We start from the raw sequence: 3,804 nt of genomic DNA on the forward strand, positions 1-3,804 counted from the left end.
ACTCCACCACCGCCTGCCCGGTCGTCGTGGATCCGACCCCGACCACCACCGGCTATGCCGACATCTGCGTCGGCAACACCCCGCTGCGCGGCACGGTTTACGGGATCGACATCAACCAGCGTTCGACCCTGCGCGCTTTCGAGCAATCGGTGTTCACCAACACTGTCGAAGGCAAGCACACCTTCGGCGACAGCGGATTGCGGTTCGAGTGGCTGGGCAACTACACCCGCTCGCGCGATGACCGTTCGGTGACCGGCGAGGCACGCTGGAACAGCCCGTCGACCCGCACCGAGCGCCCGACGGTGGCCTATGACTTCACCAATCCGCTGCTCCACCGCCTACAGCTGTTCCGCACTGTCCAGCTGGCGAGCCCGACCCGCTTCCAGGCCGGGGCGGCCGTGACCGGCGTCGACAGCTTCGTGAAGCCGCTCTCGCAGTTCCGTGTCGCCGACCTCGTCGACGATACCGATGCCTACACCGGCCGCGCGGTACTCGCCTACGATACCGGCTTCCTCGGCGGCGAAGCGACCTTCAAGGCCGGTTTCCAGTACGATCAGCGCACCAAGACCTCGGTCAACCTGGAGATCCTTCGCACCTCGGCGGCGGATTATGCGACGATCGGCATTCCGACCGATTTCAACCAGTTCGCGCTCGACATTCCCTTCCAGGGCGAGCTCCCGCTGGGCTACACCTTCCGTTATTTCGATATCGCGGCAATGGAAGCCGCGTCCGCAGCGGCGCGGGCGAATTTCGCCTTTACACCCGTAAGCAACGGTGAGGACGATTACGAGGTTCGCGAGCGCATCCTCGCCGGCTACCTGATGGGAACGCTGCGCTATGACTGGGGCAGCATCGTGGGCGGCGTGCGCGTCGAGCGGGTCGAGAACCGCGGCGTCGCCACGGGCATCACTGCCGAGAGCGCCGATACTTTCTACTTCCCCAGCCTGCACGTGAACTACAACGTGTCGCCCAACGGCAAGCTGCGCATCGGCTACACCACTGGCGCGGCGCGGGCCGATTATGACCAGCTGCGCCCGAACGTGCAGATTGACGATACCAACGAGCGGATCTCGGGCGGCAACCCGGCAGTAAGGCCCGAGCGTTCCTGGGGCCTCGACGGCTACCTTGAATGGTACATCGTACCGCAGGGCTTCATGTCGATCGGTGCCTTCTACCGCGACGTGCGCGACGTGCTCTACACTGATCGCCGCACGTTCGGTTCGGATGCGCTCAACTTCGGCGGGATCGACCGTTCGGACTACATCTTCTCCGGCATCGCCAACGCAGGGGAAGGCCGTATCGTCGGGATCGAAATGGCGGCCCAGCTGCAGCTCGAGCCCTTCACCGAAGATCTCGGCCTGCCCGAGTTCATGGGCGGCTTCGGGATCACCGCCAACCTGACGCTCAACGACAGCGAAGCGACCAAGCCCGCGTTCCTGAGCAACACCGGCACGGTGATCGTGCCCGAACGCACCGTGCGCCTGCCCGGCACTTCGGACGTGGTCTACAACATCGGCGCCTATTACGAGAAGTACGGCTTCTCGGCCCGCCTCCAGTACCAGCGCCGCAGTGCTTGGCTCGATGGTATCGCCAACGACCTGACCGATGCCGGCGACACCTATTGGGCGGCGGACGAGGAGATGGACTTCTCGATGCGCTATGCCTTCAATCGCAATATCGAGGTCTACTTCGACGCATCGAACCTGACCAACCAGCAGGGCAGTCGCTTTTCCGAACCGGGCAACCTGCTCACCGCCACCGGGACGCCGACCCCCTTCACCGACAATCTGACGATCGAGTGGGAACGCTTCGGCCGCCGCTACACCGGCGGGGTGCGCGTCACCTTCTGATTCACCGATCAGCGGTCAACAGGGGATGGCCCGGTCGCACCCGCGACCGGGCCATTTTCTTTTGCAGGCCTGCATTTCGTCGACCGCTTGGAGCGCCTCTCCGATTTTGCGCTTGCATCGCCCGCGCACGGCGCTAGTCGCGTGATACGTTATCACATATAAGCCACGGGAACCCCCATGAACGCCAGCAAGCTCTCCCTTGCCCCCTCGCGCCTCGCTCTGGCTGCAGCCCTCGGCCTTGCCGCCGCCGCCAGCCCGGTGCTGGCCGACGAGACCGCAGCCGCAGCCGAAGCTGCCCAGCCCGCTGCCGCCGAGCCCGATGACGACGTCCACAACCGCCAGACCGGCACCGCGGGCGAGATCATCGTCAGCACCGCCGGGTTGAAAGAGCTCGACCTCCTCGCCGGCACCAGCGTGCTCGACATCGCCGACGTCCAACGCGACGCGGCGACCGGCCAGATCGGCGACCTCCTCGCCAAGCTCCCCGGCGTTTCGGCGACCAGCTTCGCCCCCGGCTCCTCGCGGCCGGTGTTGCGCGGCCAGCAGGGCGAGCGCGTGCGCGTGCTGGTCGACGGCGTGGGCACCGCCGACGTCTCGAACACCTCGGTCGATCACGCCACCACGCTCGAGCCGATCACCATCGAGCGGATCGAGGTGCTGCGCGGCCCCGCCGTGCTGCTCTACGGCAGCCAAGCGATCGGCGGCGCGGTCAACGTCATCGACAAGCGCATCCCGACCCGGATGCCCGACCACGATCTCCACGTCGACGCCTTCGCCGGGATCGACAGCGCCACCAACCTGCGCACAGGCGCGGCGAGCCTCGATGTCGGGATCGGCCCCAACCTCGTCGCCCACATCGACGGATCGTGGCGCAAGACCGGCGATATCGACATCGGCGGCTTCCAGGTCGCCCCTGGACTGCGCGCCGACCTCCTCGCCAATGCCGCCGAGGAAGAGGAAGAGGGCGAGCTCGAGGAAGCCGCCGAACTGCGCGAAGCGGCATCACAGGGTGACTTCGTGCCCAACACCGCGGTCGAAAGCTGGACTATCAACGCCGGGCTCGGCCTGGTCCTCGGCGAGAGCACCTTCGGCGCCGCGATCGGCTGGTACGACACCAGCTACGGCGTCCCCACCCGCCCCGGCGCCGGCCACCACCGCGAGGAAGGCGGAGCCGAGGAAGAGGAGGAAGGCGAGGAGCGCGTCACCATCGGCCTCCGCCAGTTCCGCGCCGACTTCAAGGGCGACATCTACCTCGGCGAAGGCGCCTTCGAGCGGCTCAAGCTGCGCGTCGGCTACTCGGACTACACCCACACCGAATTCGAGGGCACCGAGGTTGGCACCGTATTCGACAGCGCCAGCATCGAAGCCCGCGCCGAGCTGGTGCAGAACGCCGATGGCGTGCTGCGCGGCGCGACCGGCCTGCAATACACCCACCGCGACTTCTTCGCCGTGGGCGCCGAAGCCTACGTCCCGCCCAACCTCACCGACCAGATCGCGCTCTTCACGCTTCAGGAATGGGGCACCGGCCCGTTCCAGATCGAGGCCGCCGCCCGCGCCGAGTTCACCAAGGTCGAGGCCCAGACCCTCGGCATCGAGCGCGACTTCGACACTGTCTCGGGCGCGCTCGGCCTCGTCTATGAAGGCATCGAGGGCGTCCGCCTCGGCATCAACGGCTCGCGCGCCGAACGTGCGCCCAGCGCCGAGGAGCTGTTCTCCGACGGCCCGCACATCGCCACGCAGGCCTTCGAGATCGGCGACCCCGACCTTGCCACCGAACGCGCCTGGGGCCTTGAAGCCTTCGCCCGCGGCCAGCTGGGCAAGGGCACCTTCGGCCTCACCGCCTATCGCCAATGGTTCTCCAACTACATCTTCCTCGAGGAAACCGGCGAAGAAGAGGACGACCTCCCCGTCTTCCAGTACCTTCAGGGCGATGCCGACTGCTGGGGCTTCGAGG

General features: G+C 66.7%; 2 protein-coding genes. Both read left to right on the top strand.

From position 1 onward, the window contains the following. On the top strand, window positions 1-1,850 hold a 1,850-nt coding region (locus NBV68_RS18370; protein WP_296312765.1), incomplete at its 5' end, for an outer membrane beta-barrel protein. A gap of 177 nt (window positions 1,851-2,027) precedes the next feature. Further along, window positions 2,028-3,804 (top strand): TonB-dependent receptor (locus NBV68_RS18375; RefSeq protein ID WP_296312769.1); only part of this gene is annotated, 1,777 nt, incomplete at its 3' end.

It is taken from the genome of Erythrobacter sp., assembly GCF_023653175.1.
GTDB lineage: Bacteria > Pseudomonadota > Alphaproteobacteria > Sphingomonadales > Sphingomonadaceae > Erythrobacter.